Raw genomic sequence first — 17,511 nt, forward strand, 5'->3', positions numbered from 1 at the left:
GGTGGTTTCCGTCAACCCTTCATCATGTTCACGTCTTCGACCGCGATCGAACCGCGGTTGCGGAAGAAGACGACGAGAATGGCGAGGCCGATCGCCGCTTCAGCCGCCGCGACCGTCAGCACGAACAGCGCGAACACCTGTCCGACGAGATCGCCGAGTGCTGCCGAGAAGGCGACGAAATTGATGTTGACCGCGAGCAGGATCAGCTCGATAGACATCAGGATGACGATGATGTTCCGGCGGTTGAGAAAAATGCCGAACACGCCGAGCGTGAATAGGATCGCCGATACGGTCAGAAAATGTGCGATGCCGACGACCATGGCCAAATCAAACCTTTCCCGGCGTTTGTTGAATGATTGAACGCGCAGATACGATGGCGTCCAACAGACTGTTTATTGCAGAAGCCTCGAAGGTGACTGTTGCATCATTCCGACCTGGTGCCTGCACGTAGGAAAAGTCCTGGCTCCTGATGTTAAGCGTCAATTTCCCATCGCGATTCCAGACAAATACCGACGCCTTTTTGGCGGAAGCAACTGACTTGGAGTAAATCTCCTCCCCCCAGTATTTTTTCTTCAAACGGTCGAACATTGTCAGATTCCTTCGCCCGTCTTGACCTTGCGGATTTCCATTCCCGTTGCCGGCGTGCGGCCGACCTGGGCTGATATCGACTGCCGCTTGACGCCCGGCTTGTGGCGCAGCGTCAGCACGATGGCTCCGATCATGGCGACCAGCAGCACAAGGCCTGCGATCTGGAAATAGTAGAGGTAGTCCGTATAGAGGATGTCGCCGAGCGCTGCCGTGTTCGAGCGCGCGGCAAGGTCCGGAATGGGTTTCGAAACCGTCGCGGCCAGTTGCGGCGCGAACGTATAGCCGCCGAGCACGACGATCAGCTCAGCCGCCAGGATCAGCCCGACCAGCGCGCCGATCGGCGCGTATTGCAAGGCGCCTTCCTTCATTTCGGCGAAATCGACGTCCAGCATCATGACGACGAACAGGAACAGCACCATAACCGCGCCGACATAGACGACGAGCAGGATCATCGCCAGGAACTCAGCGCCGGTCAGCATGAACAGGCCCGCGGCATTGAAGAAGGTCAGGATCAGGAACAGCACCGAATGCACGGGATTGCGCGCCGAAATGACCATGAACGCCGACGCCACCGCGACAAAGGCGAAGAGGTAGAAAAAGGCCGCCTCTAGTCCGTTCAGCATGGGTTCCCCCGGGGTTCCTGTCCGAACAGGACGTTCGTCCTGTTCGATTTTTGCCACCGCCTCCGGTCGGCAAGTTGCGTGTTCCTATCGCATGTTTCGATCGGGTTCAAAGACCCGATCGAAAAGAAACATGCGACACTTTCAATTCCGGAGGATGATCTTGTCCGAAAAGTCTGCAACTTTTCGGGATCATCCTCTGAACGAGGCCCTTCGCCTCGTCCATGCGTCAAATGTCAGCGGTACGGCGCATCCAGCGAGATGTTGCGCGCCAGTTCGCGCTCCCAGCGGTCGCCATTGGCCAGCAGCTTGTCCTTGTCGTAATACAGTTCCTCGCGCGTCTCGGTCGCGAATTCGAAATTCGGCCCCTCGACGATGGCGTCGACCGGGCAGGCCTCCTGGCAGAAGCCGCAATAGATGCACTTCACCATATCGATATCGTAGCGCACCGTGCGGCGGGTGCCGTCGTTGCGGCGCGGGCCGGCCTCGATTGTGATCGCCTGCGCCGGGCAGATCGCCTCGCACAGTTTGCAGGCGATGCAGCGTTCCTCGCCGTTCGGATAGCGGCGCAGTGCATGCTCGCCGCGAAAGCGCGGGCTGGTCGGCCCCTTCTCGTGCGGATAGTTGATCGTCTCCTTCGGCGCGAAGAACTGGCGCATCGACAGGAAGAAGGCGCTGACGAAATCCTGCAGGAGCAGCGACTTTGCGGCTTGGGCTAGAGCAGACATCACGCAAACCCTGTGATCTTGAGGAACGCGGCGACAATCACCACCATCGCCAGCGAGATCGGCAGGAAGACCTTCCAGCCGAGCCGCATCAGCTGGTCGTAGCGGTAGCGCGGCACGAAGGCCTTCACCATCGAGATCATGAAGAACACCAGGCAGACCTTGAGGACGAACCAGATCAGGCCCGGCACCCAGGTGAAGGGAGCGAAGTCGAAGGGCGGCAGCCAGCCGCCGAGGAACAGGATGGTGGCCAGCGCGCACATCAGCACGATGGCGACATATTCGCCGAGGAAGAACAGCAGGAACGGCGTCGACGAATATTCGACCATATGGCCGGCGACGAGTTCCGATTCGGCTTCCACAAGGTCAAAAGGCGGGCGGTTCGTCTCGGCCAGCGCCGAGATGAAGAAGATGACGAACATCGGGAACAGCGACAGCCAATGCCAGTCGAGGAAGGTGTTGGGCAGGCCGATCCGTGTGCCCAGCCCGTCCTGCTGCGACAGCACGATATCGGACAGGTTGAGCGAGCCGACGCAAAGCAGCACGGTGACGATGACGAAACCGATCGAGACTTCGTAGGATACCATCTGCGCCGCCGAGCGCAGCGCGCCGAGGAACGGGTATTTCGAGTTGGACGCCCAGCCGCCCATGATCACGCCATAGACCTCGAGCGAGGAGATGGCGAAGACATAGAGGATGCCGACATTGACGTTGGCGATCGCCCAGCCCTCATCGACCGGGATCACCGCCCAGGCCGAGATCGCCAGAACCGCCGACACCAGCGGCGCCAGGAGAAAAACGCCCTTGTTGGCGCCGGATGGGATCACTGGTTCCTTGAACACAAACTTCAGAAGGTCGGCGAAAGCCTGCAGCGTGCCCCATGGGCCGACGACGTTCGGACCGCGGCGCAACTGCACCGCCGCCCAGATCTTGCGGTCCGCGTACAGGATGTAGGCGACGAAGATCAACAGCACGACGATCAGCACGACCGACTTCAGCAGGATGGCCAGCGCCGGCAGCACGTAGAAGGAGAAGAAGGTGTCCATGCTTATTCCGCCGCCTGCCTGAAGCCGTTTTTCGCCAGCGCCGAGCATTCCGCCATCACAGCGGAAGCCCGCGCGATCGGGTTGGTCAGGTAGAAATCCTTGACCGGCGAGGTGAAGTTGCCCTTGTTCAGCCGCCCGCCGAGCTTCGCCACCCTGGCGATATCGTCAGCGTTGCCGGCCGCGACCTGGTCGATGCGGGCGAGATGCGGGTATTCGCCATAGAGTTTTGCGCGAAGCTGCGGCAGTGAATCGAACGACAGCTTCTTGCCCAGCACATCCGACAGCGCCCGCAGGATCGCCCAGTCCTCGCGCGCATCGCCCGGCGCGAAGCCGGCACGGTTGGTCTGCTGCACGCGGCCCTCGGTGTTGACGTAGGTGCCCGACTTTTCGGTATAGGCGGCGCCCGGCAGGATGACGTCGGCGCGGTGCGCGCCGTGGTCGCCATGCGTGCCGATATAGACGACGAAGGCGCCGCCGGTCTTGGCCATGGCGATCTCGTCGGCGCCGAGCAGGAACAGCACGTCCATGTCGCCCAGCATGCCGGCGACGTTCTTGCCGCCCTCGCCCGGCACGAAGCCGACATCAAGACCGCCGACACGCCCCGCCGCAGTGTGCAGCACGGCAAAGCCGTTCCAGTCGGCTCTCGCGGCATTGACGGCCAGGCTAAGCTTCGCCGCCTGGCCGAGCACGGCCGCGCCGTCGGAGCGCGACAGCGCGCCCTGACCGACGATAACAAGCGGATGCGTCGCCTTCTTCAGCACCTGGAAGAATTTGCCATTGCCGTCGGCCAGATCCTTCAGCGATTCCGTTCCGGCGCCGAGTTGTTCATAGTCGTAGCGCGTATCGCCGACATCGCCGATGACGCCGACCGGCAGGTTGCCGACCCGCCAGCGCTTGCGGATGCGGGCGTTGAGCAAGGACGCCTCGAAGCGCGGATTGGCGCCGATGATCAGCACCGCGTCCGCCTGCTCGATGCCCTCGATGGTGGGGTTGAAGATATAGCTTGCCCGGCCGAGCGACGGATCGAGCGCGGCACCATCCTGGCGGCAGTCGGTGTTCTTCGAGCCGAGCGACGCCATCAGCAGCTTCAGCGCATAGATCTCCTCGACGGCGGTAAGATCGCCTGATATGGCGCCGATCTTGTCGGGTGCGGTACTCGACACCGCTTCCTTGATCGCGGAGAAAGCCTCGGCCCAGCTTGCCGGGGCCAGCTTGCCGTTCTTGCGTACGTATGGCCGGTCGAGGCGCTGGGTGCGCAAGCCGTCCCAGATGAAGCGGGTCTTGTCGGAAATCCACTCCTCGTTCACCGCCTCGTTGGTACGCGGCAGGATGCGCATTACCTCGCGGCCTCTGGAATCGACGCGGATCGCCGAGCCGACGGCGTCCATCACGTCGATGGATTCGGTCTTGGTCAGTTCCCACGGCCGCGCCTGGAAGGCGTATGGTTTGGAGGTCAGCGCACCGACCGGGCAAAGGTCGATGACGTTACCCTGCAGTTCCGAGGTCATCGCGCTTTCGAGATAGGTGGTGATCTCGGCGTCCTCGCCGCGGCCGATCAGGCCGAGCTCTGAAATGCCGGCGATTTCGGTGGTGAAGCGGACGCAGCGCGTGCAATGGATGCAGCGGTTCATGATCGTCTTGACCAGCGGCCCGATATATTTGTCTTCGACCGCCCGCTTGTTCTCGTGATAGCGCGAGGAATCGACGCCGAACGCCATCGCCTGGTCCTGCAGGTCGCACTCGCCGCCCTGGTCGCAGATCGGGCAATCCAGCGGATGGTTGATCAGCAGGAATTCCATCACACCTTCCCTGGCCTTCTTGACCATCGGCGTGTTGGTGAAGATTTCCGGCGTTTCGCCATTCGGTCCCGGGCGCAGATCGCGCACGCCCATGGCACAGGACGCCTGCGGCTTGGGTGGCCCGCCTTTCACCTCGATCAGGCACATGCGGCAATTGCCGGCGATCGACAGCCGCTCATGGAAGCAGAAGCGCGGCACTTCCGCGCCGGCGTCCTCGGCTGCCTGCAGCAGCGTGTAGTGGTCGGGTACAGTAATCTCTTTCCCGTCGACCTTGAGCTTTGCCATGTCGTCTCAAACCCCTGCGGACATTCCGCAATCTTTCTTTCCGGGCGCAACCGAAACCGCGCCCGGCATTGAATTCAATGTTTGGCCGCGGCCAGCACCGCCGCCTGGCCAAGCCAGTCGTCGCGGCCGACGCGGCCCTTGAACGACAGATAATCGTCGACCCAGGCGATCTCTTCCGGCGTCCATGCCGCGATCTGGCCGTATGTCCAGATGCCCAAGCCGTTCAGCACCTCTTCCAGCTTCGGGCCGATGCCCGATATCGCCTTGAGGTCGGCCGGATTTTCCGGACGATCCATAGCCTTGGGCCGCTTGAAATCCTCGGGCATCAACCGGGCCGGAGCGGCGGCCGCATCCACATCCGTTACGTTTCGTGCACCATCCATGCTGTTCGCCGCTATGTCATTCACGTTCTTGGCGAAGGACTGCGCCTCGGCGATCAGGGTTTTCGTCGCCGCCCGCGCCTTGGTCGAGGAGCTTGTCCCTGCCGCCGAAAAGCGTTCGACCCTGGCATCGAAATCGTCGACCACCGGCTGGAACATGCGCTGCGAGGCCTCGGCGGCGCCCGAGAGCACGCCCATCCATACCCCGAAGGCATGATTGGCAAGCCCGATGCCGAGCGCCGACATCGCTGCCGCACCCGCGACAGGGTGCGCCAGGAGATTGACGGCGCTGGCCATCTCCTTCGGCATCATCCTGGTCAGGTCCTGGTTCATTTTTTCGAACGGGTCCAAATCTGGCATCAAATGATTGAGTCTCGAATTCAGCGACATAGGTGGTCTCTCCTGGTCGTTTCTTCCGTATACCCCGGCCTATTCCATCAAATCGGGCATGCGCCCGCATTCCAATCGGGCATTCGCCCGTATTTCGAATTCGTCTCTATTCCGCCGCCACCATCACCGGCTCTGCGCGGTGCGCATTGCGCGAAAACTCGTCGATACGTCGCTCGACCTCGCCACGGAAATGCCGCATCAGGCCCTGGATCGGCCACGCCGCCGCATCGCCCAGCGCGCAGATCGTGTGGCCTTCGACCTGTTTGGTGACGTCGAGCAGCATGTCGATCTCACGCTTCTGCGCCTCGCCGCGCACCAGCCGCTCCATCACCCGCCACATCCAGCCGGTGCCTTCGCGGCACGGCGTGCACTGGCCGCAGCTCTCGTGCTTGTAGAAGTAGGAAAGCCGGGCAATCGCCTTCACGATGTCGGTCGATTTGTCCATGACGATGACAGCCGCCGTGCCGAGGCCCGATTTCAGGTCGCGCAGCGCATCGAAATCCATCGGCGCGTCGATGATCTGCTCCGCCGGCACCAGCGGCACCGAGGCGCCGCCCGGAATGACCGCCAGCAGATTGTCCCAGCCGCCGCGAATGCCGCCGCAATGCGTCTCGATCAGCTCGCGGAAGGGGATCGACATCGCTTCTTCGACGGTGCACGGATTGTTGACGTGGCCGGAGATGCAGAACAGCTTGGTGCCGACATTGTTGGGCCGGCCGATGGACGAGAACCAGGCAGCGCCGCGGCGCAAAATGGTCGGCGCCACGGCGATCGACTCGACATTGTTGACCGTCGTCGGGCAGCCATACAGGCCGACATTGGCCGGAAATGGCGGCTTCAGCCGCGGCTGGCCCTTCTTGCCTTCGAGGCTTTCGAGCAGCGCCGTTTCCTCGCCGCAGATATAGGCGCCGGCGCCATGGTGCACGTAGATGTCGAAATCGTAGCCGGACGTGTTGTTCTTGCCGATCAGCTTGGCCTCATAGGCCTCGTCGATGGCGCGCTGCAGCGCCTCGCGCTCGCGGATGAACTCGCCGCGCACATAGATGTAGGCGGCGATCGCGCCCATGGCGAAGCCGGCAATCAGGCAGCCCTCGACCAGCGTATGCGGATCGTGGCGCAATATGTCGCGGTCTTTGCAGGTGCCGGGCTCGGATTCGTCGGCGTTGACGACGAGATAGCTCGGCCGGCCGTCGCTCTGCTTGGGCATGAACGACCATTTCAGCCCGGTCGGAAAGCCGGCGCCGCCGCGGCCGCGCAAGCCTGAGGCTTTCATCTCGTTGACGATCCAGTCGCGCCCCTTGGCGATGATGCCGGGCGTGTTGTCCCAGGCACCGCGCGCCATCGCACCGGCCAACGACTTGTCGAAGCGGCCGTAGATGTTGTTGAAGATGCGGTCTCTGTCCTGAAGCATTGTTCGTCCCTCAGACCGGTTTCTTGCCAAAGACGCGGATATATTCGGCGACCCCGCCCTTGGCCAGCGCCTTGGCCTGCTTGACCCAGTCATCGCGCTCGATGCGGCCGTGGAAGCTGAGGTAGCCATCGACCCACTCGCGCTCGGCCTTCTTCCAGGACGCGACTTGCGCATAAGTGAAAATGCCAAGCGAATGCAGGACGCCTTCGGTTCTCGGGCCGACCCCCGAGATCAGCTTGAGATCGTCGACCAGTGCCGGCCTTGCGATGCCGGCCGGACGGTTCTTGTCCTCGAGCGAAGGCTTGGCATTGGTCGTCTTCGCGGCGGCCGTCTTACCGGCAGCGCCGAGCTGCGTGCCCTTGGCTTCCGGCGCCTTGAAAGCAGCCGCTGGCTCAGCCTTGACTATCGGACCGCTGCGCTGTTTCAAAACCTTTTCGACTTCCGGCGCGGCCTTGTTGGCATTGGCGGCCGAATGCCGCGGTGCTCTGACGCTCGCCGCCTTTTCCGTCTCTGGTGCGACCTTTGCCGGAGAAGGCGTCTCCAGCGCCGGGCTGGTTTCGGGCGCATCGGTCTTCGGCTTGCTGGCTTTCGACGGCGCAACGGGGGCAGCCGGTGCCTGTACGGCCGGAGCGGCTGGCGTCGCGACAATTGCCGCTGGTGCTGCCTCCCTGGCGGCCTTGGCGGCTGCCTTGGCTTCCCTGTCGCGGGTCGTCTTCAGGATCGCCTTTTCGCTCTTCAGTGTCGTCAGGCCGGTGATCGGCTCGGAGGTGATGCGGCCGTTCTGCGGCCCCGGCTTCACCGAGGCGCCCTTGCCGGCGTCATAGAGATCGATGATCTCGGCAAGCCGCTCCGGGGTCAAATCCTCGAACGTGTCCTTGAAAATCATCACCATCGGCGCGTTGACGCAGGCGCCAAGGCATTCGACCTCCTCCCACGACAGCGTGCCCTTGTCGTTGGTGTGGAACTGGTCGTGATGGATCTTCGAGCGGCATACATCCATCAGCGCTTCCGAGCCGCGCAGCATGCAGGGCGTGGTGCCGCAGACCTGGATATGCGCGCGGGTGCCGACCGGATTGAGCTGGTACTGCGTGTAGAAGGTCGCGACTTCGAGTCCACGGATATAGGGCATGCCGAGCATGTCGGAGATCGTCTCGATCGCCGCCTTGGTCACCCAGCCTTCCTGCTCCTGCGCCAGCATCAGCAAGGGGATGATCGCCGACTGCTCGCGGCCCTTCGGATATTTCTTGATCCATTGCTTCGCCGCTGCCGCATTCGCCCGGTTGAAGGCGAAGGCGGCTGGCTGGAGGCTGGCTTCTGCGAGACGGCGGACTGACATCTAGCGATCGACCTCACCAAACACGTATAGGTTCGTCATCTTGCTGCAGCCTCCTTACAAAGTTTCGCCGTACCGTCGAAACAGTGGAAAGTCGGCGAATTTGTCATGACAGGCGGGCAAACGCCGGACTTGCCAGTCAATCGAGCGACTAGCCGCACGAGCCCTGCTTTGCCGGAAGCGGCTGCTGATACTTCCGCCTTAGAGAAACTCGCGCCATCCGGCGCTGCGACGCTACACTCGCACGTATCTCTCTTGAAATAGAAAGCATCGACATCGGCAGATTCAGCTGTCGCACTTTCTTGCATGCCAAGCGTGACGTAGCTCCGCTTGAAGTGCTGCTTCACGAGATCGGAAGCATCGATAGACGCCCCGCACTCGAATGCATATGCAGGGTGCCATGCGACAGCAGTGAAGATTAACATTGGGCTCAGAAGGCGAATCACCGATCGACCTCCCCGAACACGATGTCGAGGGAGCCGAGAACGGCGGTGACGTCGGCCAGCATGTGGCCGCGGCACAAAAAGTCCATGGCCTGCAGATGCGCGAAGCCCGGCGCCCGCAGCTTGCAGCGATAGGGTTTGTTGGTGCCGTCCGAGACCAGGTAGACGCCGAACTCGCCCTTCGGCGCTTCAACCGCCGCATAGACCTCGCCGGCCGGCACGCGGTAGCCCTCAGTGTAGAGCTTGAAGTGATGGATCAGCGCTTCCATCGAGCGCTTCATCGCCGCGCGCTTTGGCGGCACCACCTTGCCGTCGAGGTTTGACACCGGCCCCGTGCCTTCCTTGCCGAGCAGCAGGTCGACGCACTGGCGCATGATTTTCGCCGACTGGCGCATCTCTTCCATGCGCACGAGGTAACGGTCGAAGCAGTCGCCGTTCTTGCCGATTGGAATGTCGAAATCCATCTCGGCATAGCATTCGTAAGGCTGCGACTTGCGCAGATCCCAGGCGACGCCGGAGCCGCGCACCATGACGCCCGAAAAGCCCCAGGCCCAGGCGTCGGCCAGCGAGACGATGCCGATATCGACATTGCGCTGCTTGAAGATGCGGTTGCCGGTCAGCAGTGCGTCGAGGTCGTCGAGCGATTTCAGGAACGGATCGATCCAGTTGCCGATATCCTCGACCAGCTGCTGCGGCAGGTCCTGGTGGACGCCGCCGGGCCGAAAATAGGCTGCATGCATGCGCGAGCCACTGGCCCGCTCATAGAATACCATGAGTTTTTCGCGCTCGACGAAGCCCCACAGCGGCGGCGTCAGCGCGCCGACATCCATCGCCTGCGTCGTCACATTGAGGATGTGCGACATGATGCGGCCGATCTCGCAATAGAGCACGCGGATCAGCTGGCCGCGCTTCGGCACCTCGATACCGAGCAGCCGCTCTGCGGCCAGCGCAAAGGCATGCTCCTGGTTCATCGGCGCGCAATAGTCGAGCCGGTCGAGATAGGGCACGGCCTGCAGATAGGTTTTGGCTTCGATCAGCTTTTCAGTGCCGCGATGCAACAGTCCGATATGCGGATCGACGCGATCGACGACTTCGCCGTCCAACTCAAGAACCAGCCTCAAAACACCATGCGCTGCAGGGTGTTGAGGTCCAAAGTTGATGTTAAAATTACGGACGGAGGTTTCAGCCATTCTGGCGCCTCTGGCGAAGAGTCAGTAGTGAGTAGTGAGTAGTGATCATCAAGCTCAATGCCTACTTATTCCGCCTGCTTTGCCTGCACCGTTCTGATGAGAGATCGCATCATTTTACCTATCTCTTCGCATCGGAGCAGCAGTTCAATCTCATTGTTTCTTTCCAGCAAGCCGACCCGGCATGCCAGCAGTATGTGCGTTTCCAGTTCCTTCAACGAACCCTGCGCCATGCGCAGAAACTGAACGAATGAACCTCTATTCTCACGACCGTACCCTTCGGCGATATTGGCGGCGATAGATACCGCCGAGCGGCGCATCTGGGAGGTCATTCCATAGATCTCCTCTTTCGGAAAAATTTTGGTGAGGCGATAACAATCTTCTGCAAGCACCATCGCCGATTGCCACACCATTAGGTCGCGATAAGATTCGATCCTTTTTTCCATTCCTTCCTACTGACTACTCACTACTTCCCTACTCACTGTTTCGCCTTCTCATCCCCCGGAAGGACGTAATCCGTCCCCTCCCAAGGGCTGAGAAAATCGAAATTGCGGAATTCCTGCTTGAGCTCGACCGGCTCGTAGATGACCCGCTTGGCCTCGTCGTCGTAGCGCACCTCGACGAAACCGGTCAGCGGGAAATCCTTGCGCAGCGGATGACCCTCGAAGCCGTAATCGGTCAGAATCCGCCTGAGATCGGGATGACCCGAAAACAGCACGCCATAGAGATCGTAGGTTTCGCGTTCGAACCAGTCGGCGCCCGGAAACACACTGGTGATCGATGGCACCACAGTCTCTTCGTCCGCCTGCACCTTGAGCCGGATGCGAACATTCTGCTTCGGCGACAGCAGGTGATAGACAACGTCGAATCGCTTGGCCCGCGATGGATAATCGGCGCCGCAGACGTCGATGATCGAGATGAACTGGCATTTTGGATCGTCGCGCAGGAAGCTCACCACCTCGATCAGATCCTGCGGCTCGACCGAGATGGTGAGTTCGCCATAGGCAAACACTGCATCGCCGATCCGGCCGCTCAGCTTCTCGCCGAGATAGGTCGAGAGTTCATTCAGGCTCATCATCCCGCTCACCGCTCGATCGTGCCGGTGCGGCGGATCTTCTTTTGCAGCAGAAGGATGCCGTAGAGCAGCGCTTCCGCGCTCGGCGGACAGCCGGGCACGTAGATGTCGACCGGCACGACGCGGTCACAGCCGCGCACCACCGAATAGGAATAGTGGTAATAGCCGCCGCCATTGGCGCAGGAGCCCATCGAGATGACGTAGCGCGGCTCCGGCATCTGGTCATAAACCTTGCGCAGCGCCGGCGCCATCTTGTTGGTCAGCGTGCCGGCGACGATCATGATGTCCGACTGGCGCGGCGACGCGCGCGGCGCGACACCGAACCTCTCCGAGTCATAGCGCGGCATCGAGGTATGGATCATCTCGACCGCGCAGCAGGCAAGACCGAAGGTCATAAACATCAGCGAGCCGCTGCGAGCCCAGGTGATCAGCGCCTCGGTCGAGGTGACGAGAAAGCCCTTGTCGGCAAGCTCGTCGTTGATCTCGAGGAAGAAGGGATCATTCGCCCCCACCGGCTTTCCGGTGCTGGGGTCGAGAATGCCTTTTGGCTTCGGCGCGACGAGCGTGCCGGAATTGTCGCTCAATCCCATTCCAGCGCTCCTTTCTTCCATTCATAGGCAAAGCCGATCGTCAGCACCGCCAAAAACACCATCATCGACCAGAAACCGAGCATGCCGATCTGGCTGAAAGACACTGCCCACGGAAACAGGAAGGCCACCTCCAGATCGAAGATGATGAACAGGATCGACACCAGGTAGAAACGGATGTCGAACTTCATGCGGGCGTCATCGAACGAGTTGAAGCCGCATTCATAGGCGGAAAGCTTTTCCGGATCTGGGTTGCGGTAGGCCACCAGGAAGGGTGCGGCAAGCAGCGCCAGGCCGACGACCAGCGCCACGCCGATGAACAGGACGATGGGCAGGTACGAACTCAACAATGCGTTCATGCTGCAGCTTTCCGTTGGCGGCCAATCCACTCTGATTACAGCACCGGACCCACTTGCGGAAGCGTGACAGTTTAACCACTGAACCGTTTTAGGGGGCTCTATGCTGCAACGCGGCGAGGGTTAGCGCAGGGCTTTCGGCGAAGCAAGTCAAACCTTGTTCAAAACACGGTGCTCGACGGCATATCCGGATAAACTGGTCCGATCCGCTCCTGTTTGATTTCCTTCACTTTTTACTCCAGTTTTCTCTCCTGACATAGATGCCGCCAAAACCCTGCTAGCATGACGCGGAATCATCGCTCCCATCTTTGGTAGAACGCCAACAGAGTGCCGTCTGCATGAAGGAAAAAATCTCGCTCGCCATGGCCCGGCGCGTCGCGCTTGCCGCACAGGGGTTTGCCGATCCTCGCCCTAACAGCACGCCCAATCGCCGCCATCTGGCCCGTGTGCTTGGCCGGACCGGCCTGCTGCAGATCGATTCCGTCAGCGCGGTGGTGCGTGCCCACTATATGCCGCTTTATTCGCGGCTTGGCCCCTACCCGCTTGCCCTGCTCGACAACGCCGCCGTGACGCGCAAGCGCACGGTCTTCGAATATTGGGCGCATGAGGCCTCCTTTCTGCCGGTCGAAACCTATCCGCTGATGCGCTGGCGCATGGAGCGGGCCGAACGTGGCGAGGAAATGTATAACGGACTGGCCAAGTGGGGCCGCGAACGCGCCGCCTACATTGAAGACATTTATCGCGAGGTCGTCGAACGAGGACCGGTCGCCGCATCCGCCCTCGAAGGCCAGAAGGGAAACGGCGGCTGGTGGGGCTGGAGCGACGCCAAGCACGCTTTCGAATGGCTGTTCTGGGCCGGCCGTATCACCACGGCGTCGCGTCGTGGCTTCGAGCGGCTTTACGATCTGCCGGAGCGCGTGCTACCGCCGGCAGTACTTGCTTTGCCGGTGCCCTCCCCGGAGGATGCGCACCGCGAATTGCTGCGCATCTCCGCCCGCGCCCACGGCGTCGCGACAGCGGGCGACCTGCGCGACTATTTCCGCCTCTCTCCCGCCGACATCAAGGGTCGCATCGAAGAACTGGTCGACGCCGGTGATCTTTTGCCGGTTCGCGTCGAAGGCTGGGACAAGCCTGCCTATCTTCAAAAGGACGCCCGTTTTCCGCGCAAGATCGAGGCGCGCGCGTTGCTCGCCCCGTTCGATCCCGTCGTCTTCGAGCGAGCGCGCACGGAAAGACTGTTCGACTTCCGCTATCGCATCGAGATCTACACCCCTGCCGAAAAGCGCCAATACGGCTATTATGTGCTGCCGTTCCTGCTCGGCGAAAGGATTGTGGCGCGCATCGACCTCAAGGCCGACCGCCCCGCCAGCGTGCTGCGCGTCCATGCCGCCTATGCCGAGGCCGGCGCCCCGCCGCAAACCGCTGCCAAGCTGTTCGAGGAACTGAAGCTGATGCAAGGCTGGCTCGGCCTGGAGCGCATCGAAGTGACGCCTGCGGGGGATTTGGGCCACGCGCTGGCGGATGTCGCGGTTTCGTAATTGCCGATGTCGGCGCTGAAGCGTTTCCTCGCCGTGTCGGAACCATGCGTTGACACGACTGCCTCCACAAGCCTAAATCCGGTTCAGACGGTCTCCTCTCGGCAAAGGGAGGAGCCAAGAGGGAATGCGGTGCGAAATCTCGATTTCAAATCCGCGGCTGTCCCCGCAACTGTAAGCGACGAGCCAAGGCCGATAACCACTGGGAAAATCCCGGGAAGGCGGCACCAAGGCGATGACCCGCGAGCCAGGAGACCTGCCGTCTAGGACAATAGAATCCGATCGCCTGGCGGGTTTTCCGGGCAAGGAGCCTGATTTGGAACGCGACAGCAGTTTTCCGGCTGAGACAGCGGGCGTATTGTCCGGCGGGGACGACTCCCTGGCCGGCATCACCGTCATCGTCTGCGCCTCCTGTCGCGACGAGACCGGCTCCGACGCCGATCCCCGCGCCGGCGAGCTGCTTGCCGAAGACACGCGCCGCGCTGTATCAGGCGAAAATATCCATATCCGCACCGTCGAATGCCTCGGCAATTGCAAGCGCCGGCTGAGCGCCGCGATCCTGCGCGACGGCTGCTGGAGCTATGTCTTTGGCGACCTGACCGCGACCAGCGGCGCCGATCTCGTCGCTGGCGCAAAACTCTTCGCCACCTCGACTGACGGCCTCATTCCATGGCGCGGCCGCCCCGATTGCCTGAAGCGCGGCCTCGTCGCCCGCATACCTCCCCTCGACCTTTTGAAGGATCAGATATGACCGCCTCGCTCTCCCGCGTGCCCTGCACCGTCGTCACCGGCTTTCTCGGCGCCGGCAAGACGACGCTGATCCGCCATCTGCTCGAAAACGCCGGGGGCAAGCGGCTGGCCATCATCGTCAACGAGTTCGGCGACATCGGCATCGACGGCGAGATCCTCAAGGGATGCGGCATCGACACCTGTCCTGAGGAAAACATCGTCGAGCTGGCCAATGGCTGCATCTGCTGCACCGTCGCCGATGATTTCGTCCCAGCGCTCGACCGGATCCTGTCGCTATCGCCGAAGGTCGACTATATCCTGATCGAAACCTCCGGGCTGGCTCTGCCCAAGCCGCTGGTCCAGGCCTTCCAGTGGCCGACGGTCAAGAGCCGGGTGACGGTCGACAGCGTCATTGCCGTGGTCGACGGACCGGCGCTGGCTGATGGCCGCGTCGCCAACGACATGGACGCCCTGCAGGCACAGCGCGCGCGGGACGAGACGCTCGACCATGACGATCCGGTCGAGGAGGTGTTCGAGGACCAGCTCGCTTGTGCCGACCTGATTATATTGTCGAAGACCGACCTGATGGACGCCGCCGGCTCGGCCCGTGCCAATGCCATCATCGGCGAGCACACCGCGCGCGCCGTCAAGATCGTGCCGACCTCGCAGGGTAAGGTCGATCCGTCTGTGCTGCTCGGCCTCGGCCTTGCCGTCGAGGACGATATCGAGAACCGCAAGACTCACCACGACGACGAACTCGACCACGAGCATGACGATTTTGACTCGTTCGTCATCGACATTCCGTCGATCGCCCATCCCGATGAGCTGGCGTTGCGCGTCGCCACGGCGGCCGAGGAAGAAAACGTGCTGCGCGTCAAGGGTTTCGTCGAAGTCGGCGGCAAGCCGATGCGGCTGTTGCTGCAGGCGGTCGGTCCGCGCGTCAATCACTACTACGACCGCGCCTGGACCGCTGAAGACGATCGCCGCTCGCGCCTCGTCATCATCGGCCTGAAGGGGCTGAACCGGCCGGCAATCGAGCGTATCCTCGCCGGCTGACCTCAGGCACGAGCCGCGATGCACATCCTCACCACAACATCCGCCTCGCTCGACGATCTCGCCGAGCCTGTTGATCTCAGGCAGACGCCTGCCGATGTCGTGGCGCTGTCTTTCACCGACAGCGATCTGGCCGGGCTGGCAGCGGCGTGGAAGGCGGACGCGCATCGCCTGCCGTCGATGCGGCTGGCGGCTCTACGCGACCTGCGCCATCCGATGTCCGTCGATCTCTGGATCGACAGCGTCGCCCGGCACGCCAGGGTTATTTTGGTTCGCATCCTCGGCGGCTACGACTGGTGGCGCTACGGCTGCGACCAACTCGCCTCGACCGCCCGCGCACGCGGCATAAAACTGGCGCTGCTGCCCGGCGAATGCCGCGACGAGGATCTCCGGCTGATCGAATGCTCGACGCTGCCGCGCGAAGAGCTCAACGGCCTGCTCGATTATTTTCGCGAGGGCGGCCCGGAGAATATGACGGCGCTGGTGAATCAGCTGGCGCGGCTGGCAGGACAGGACACGGCGGTCGTGGAGCCGGTTGTCGTGCCGAAGGCGGGCTATTATGAGCCGGGACGGGGGGACGTCGTCCCCATTCTCTTCTACCGTTCGATGCTGCTCGCCGCCGATGTCGCGCCGATCGACGCATTGTTCGAAGCGCTCGGGCAGCGCGGCATCATCCCTGTCCCCATTTTCGTGTCCAGCCTCAAGGACCCGGCATCGCTGGCCTTTGTCGAGACTGCGCTTGCCGCGCTAAACCCTGCCGCCGTCATCACCGCGACGGCCTTCGCCTCCGGTGCTGAGCCCGGCGTCGAAACCCTGTTCGACCGCGCCGGCGTGCCGGTATTCCAGGTCATCGTCGCGACAACACGCCGTGACATCTGGCAAAACAATCAGCGCGGCCTGGCGCCCGCCGACCTCGCCATGCATGTCGTCCTGCCCGAACTCGACGGCCGCATCCTTGCCGGCGCCATTTCCTTCAAGGGCGAAAGCGAGGTCGATCCCGCATTGGCTTTCCGCGCGTTCTCCAACCGGCCGGAGCCGGACCGCGTCGCGCAGGTGGCGAACCGTGTCCAAGCCTTCATCCGCCTGCAGCGGACGCCGCGCGCGGAGCGCAAGCTGGCCATCCTGATCCCCGACTATCCAAGCGCGCCCGGCCGCACCGGCTACGCCGTCGGCCTCGACGTGCCGTCCAGCGTGCTGGCGATGCTGCACGACCTGAGCGAGCAGGGCTACGCCGTTGAAGGGATTCCGCAAACGCCGCGCGAATTGCTGGAGATGCTGGAGCGCAGCGAAGGTGGACTGGCACTAGGGGACTATGTCGAACTTTCGACGGAATTGCCGACAGCGGCAATGGCTACCGTGACGGCCGCGTGGGGCAATGCAGAACATGAGACAGGTTTGCGCGAAGCGCCCCCCTCTGTCCTGCCCTCTTTGCCACCCCCCCCCGGGGGGGGGGGGGCGGGGGGGGCCCCCCCCCCCCGGCGGGGCCCCCCCCCCCCCCCCCCCCCCCGGCCGCAAGGACGGTGACCGCAAGGACAGGGGCGAACGCAAGCCACGCGAACGCCACGCCAGGCAAAGCGAAGCTGCAACACCGGATGCGGCGCGCGAGGAACAGCCAGTGGTGGCCGCGGTCGCCGAAGCCGGGGAGCGGCGCGCGCACAAAGAAGCGATCCGCTCGGAAAACACCGGGCGCCAAGCTTCGCCCGAACGCAAGGCTTCGCCCGATCGCAACGAACAGCGTGCGCCGGAACGCGGCGACACCAGGCCGCAGCGCGACGGCAATCGCCCTGCCCGCCATCGCCAGGAAGACAATGATGCGACCGTCGGATTCGGCGACGACATGCCCGCTTTCATGCGCATCGTCGCCAAGGTCTGATCACAGCAGAAATTCTCAAATCCAAACAAAAATGGCCCTTTGCGGGGCCGTTTTCATGTCCGATATTTGCTTTGCTCAGGTGTGGCGCGAAAGCTG

The 17,511-nt window shown here is 62.4% G+C and carries 17 protein-coding genes, 2 pseudogenes and 1 riboswitch; of the genes and pseudogenes, 5 read left to right on the forward strand and 14 right to left on the reverse strand.

Features of this window, described 5'->3' with window-relative positions; translation table 11 throughout:
* Positions 1 to 11: 11 nt before the first annotated feature.
* The 14 genes from nuoK to AC0L14_RS28435 form a co-directional block, all read right to left on the reverse strand.
* Positions 12 to 320 carry an NADH-quinone oxidoreductase subunit NuoK gene (gene nuoK / locus AC0L14_RS28370; protein WP_123151864.1) on the reverse strand — a complete coding sequence of 103 codons (309 nt, stop codon included), beginning with the start codon at positions 318 to 320 and terminating at the stop codon, positions 12 to 14.
* 7 nt (positions 321 to 327) lie between these two features.
* Complete coding sequence (locus tag AC0L14_RS28375) at positions 328 to 588, reverse strand: hypothetical protein (protein WP_123151865.1); 261 nt, start codon at positions 586 to 588, stop codon at positions 328 to 330.
* Between the two features lie 2 nt (positions 589 to 590).
* Complete coding sequence (locus AC0L14_RS28380; RefSeq protein WP_473485353.1) at positions 591 to 1,211, reverse strand: NADH-quinone oxidoreductase subunit J; 621 nt, start codon at positions 1,209 to 1,211, stop codon at positions 591 to 593.
* Positions 1,212 to 1,444: 233 nt separating this feature from the next.
* Entirely contained in the window at positions 1,445 to 1,936 is a 492-nt protein-coding gene (gene nuoI, locus AC0L14_RS28385) for an NADH-quinone oxidoreductase subunit NuoI (RefSeq protein ID WP_023798861.1), read from the reverse strand.
* A complete protein-coding gene (gene nuoH, locus AC0L14_RS28390) occupies positions 1,936 to 2,979 on the reverse strand; it encodes an NADH-quinone oxidoreductase subunit NuoH (RefSeq protein ID WP_473485351.1) in 1,044 nt (347 codons plus the stop codon). Before nuoH ends, nuoI begins: the two co-directional genes overlap by 1 nt.
* A 2-nt stretch (positions 2,980 to 2,981) precedes the next feature.
* On the reverse strand, positions 2,982 to 5,063 hold the full coding sequence (nuoG, locus tag AC0L14_RS28395) for an NADH-quinone oxidoreductase subunit NuoG (RefSeq protein ID WP_473485350.1): 2,082 nt from the start codon (positions 5,061 to 5,063) through the stop codon (positions 2,982 to 2,984).
* 74 nt (positions 5,064 to 5,137) lie between these two features.
* A complete protein-coding gene (locus AC0L14_RS28400; protein WP_473485349.1) occupies positions 5,138 to 5,833 on the reverse strand; it encodes an NADH-ubiquinone dehydrogenase in 696 nt (231 codons plus the stop codon).
* Between the two features lie 106 nt (positions 5,834 to 5,939).
* The gene (gene nuoF / locus AC0L14_RS28405) at positions 5,940 to 7,244 is read right to left on the reverse strand and encodes an NADH-quinone oxidoreductase subunit NuoF (RefSeq protein WP_473485348.1); all 1,305 of its coding nucleotides are present in this window, start codon (positions 7,242 to 7,244) and stop codon (positions 5,940 to 5,942) included.
* 10 nt (positions 7,245 to 7,254) lie between these two features.
* Complete coding sequence (locus tag AC0L14_RS28410) at positions 7,255 to 8,580, reverse strand: NADH-quinone oxidoreductase subunit E (protein ID WP_473485347.1); 1,326 nt, start codon at positions 8,578 to 8,580, stop codon at positions 7,255 to 7,257.
* Between the two features lie 439 nt (positions 8,581 to 9,019).
* Positions 9,020 to 10,210 carry an NADH-quinone oxidoreductase subunit D gene (locus AC0L14_RS28415; protein WP_473485346.1) on the reverse strand — a complete coding sequence of 397 codons (1,191 nt, stop codon included), beginning with the start codon at positions 10,208 to 10,210 and terminating at the stop codon, positions 9,020 to 9,022.
* 65 nt (positions 10,211 to 10,275) lie between these two features.
* Positions 10,276 to 10,653 carry a four helix bundle protein gene (locus AC0L14_RS28420; RefSeq protein ID WP_473751470.1) on the reverse strand — a complete coding sequence of 126 codons (378 nt, stop codon included), beginning with the start codon at positions 10,651 to 10,653 and terminating at the stop codon, positions 10,276 to 10,278.
* Between the two features lie 32 nt (positions 10,654 to 10,685).
* On the reverse strand, positions 10,686 to 11,285 hold the full coding sequence (locus AC0L14_RS28425) for an NADH-quinone oxidoreductase subunit C (protein WP_473751471.1): 600 nt from the start codon (positions 11,283 to 11,285) through the stop codon (positions 10,686 to 10,688).
* A 5-nt stretch (positions 11,286 to 11,290) separates the two neighbouring features.
* Complete coding sequence (locus AC0L14_RS28430) at positions 11,291 to 11,872, reverse strand: NuoB/complex I 20 kDa subunit family protein (protein ID WP_023798851.1); 582 nt, start codon at positions 11,870 to 11,872, stop codon at positions 11,291 to 11,293.
* A complete protein-coding gene (locus AC0L14_RS28435) occupies positions 11,863 to 12,228 on the reverse strand; it encodes an NADH-quinone oxidoreductase subunit A (RefSeq protein ID WP_023798850.1) in 366 nt (121 codons plus the stop codon). Before AC0L14_RS28435 ends, AC0L14_RS28430 begins: the two co-directional genes overlap by 10 nt.
* A 335-nt stretch (positions 12,229 to 12,563) precedes the next feature.
* Between AC0L14_RS28435 and AC0L14_RS28440 the strand changes: the two genes are divergently transcribed.
* The 5 genes and pseudogenes from AC0L14_RS28440 to AC0L14_RS28460 all read left to right on the forward strand — a co-directional run.
* A complete protein-coding gene (locus AC0L14_RS28440) occupies positions 12,564 to 13,763 on the forward strand; it encodes a winged helix-turn-helix domain-containing protein (RefSeq protein ID WP_473751472.1) in 1,200 nt (399 codons plus the stop codon).
* Between the two features lie 71 nt (positions 13,764 to 13,834).
* Positions 13,835 to 14,038: riboswitch (cobalamin riboswitch) on the forward strand.
* A gap of 38 nt (positions 14,039 to 14,076) precedes the next feature.
* Positions 14,077 to 14,511, forward strand: a complete 435-nt coding sequence (locus AC0L14_RS28445; RefSeq protein WP_473751473.1) for a DUF1636 family protein — start codon at positions 14,077 to 14,079, stop codon at positions 14,509 to 14,511.
* On the forward strand, positions 14,508 to 15,545 hold the full coding sequence (gene cobW / locus AC0L14_RS28450) for a cobalamin biosynthesis protein CobW (RefSeq protein WP_473751474.1): 1,038 nt from the start codon (positions 14,508 to 14,510) through the stop codon (positions 15,543 to 15,545). Before AC0L14_RS28445 ends, cobW begins: the two co-directional genes overlap by 4 nt.
* 18 nt (positions 15,546 to 15,563) lie before the next feature.
* Positions 15,564 to 17,012: pseudogene (locus tag AC0L14_RS28455) on the forward strand (cobaltochelatase subunit CobN); the annotation flags it as partial.
* A 25-nt stretch (positions 17,013 to 17,037) separates the two neighbouring features.
* A pseudogene (locus AC0L14_RS28460) lies at positions 17,038 to 17,415 on the forward strand (DEAD/DEAH box helicase); the annotation flags it as partial.
* Between the last annotated feature and the right edge of the window lie 96 nt (positions 17,416 to 17,511).

The sequence above is a fragment of the Mesorhizobium sp. WSM4841 genome (assembly GCF_055811515.1).